Source organism: Salegentibacter tibetensis (assembly GCF_020164485.1).
Taxonomy (GTDB): domain Bacteria; phylum Bacteroidota; class Bacteroidia; order Flavobacteriales; family Flavobacteriaceae; genus Salegentibacter; species Salegentibacter tibetensis.
The window spans coordinates 1-447 of the sequence record NZ_JAIQZA010000114.1; the positions used below are offsets into that span (position 1 = coordinate 1).

Genomic DNA, 447 nt, shown 5'->3' on the forward strand with positions numbered 1-447 from the left:
ATTTAAATGGTAAAGCCGCTCAAAGTCAAGATAAGCCCTGTCCATAATATAAAAAGCACCTGGCTCCAAGGTCAAAGCATCCAGAATATTTACATCGTGCACTTTACCATCCGTAATCTCAATAAAAGTCGGAATATTGCCCCTTAAATCCAATTGGGTATGCATTTTAACAGCTGCCTTATTCTTTCGGAATTTTGCCCATGGAAACAAGGATAAACACAAATCAATAGTGCTACTGTCCAAGGCATAGGCAATTTCATCGATATTCACAGAAAAATTATGGTCTTCCTTATAAAGTTCCCGGGCTTCTCCTATCAGGAGCTGTGCAAATTCAGCATAAATACGCCAATCCCGTTTTTCATTGGCGTCTGATAAGGTGGAGCGCTTCACTTTACTTTTCACTCCGCTGTGATAGAGTTTACCAGAGATTGCAGCCAAACACGACTC

1 protein-coding gene is annotated in these 447 nt (G+C 40.7%); it reads right to left on the reverse strand.

The window, feature by feature from the left end; translation table 11 throughout:
* Positions 1-447: transposase (locus tag LB467_RS18740; protein ID WP_224475671.1), on the reverse strand; the 447-nt coding region annotated here is incomplete at both ends.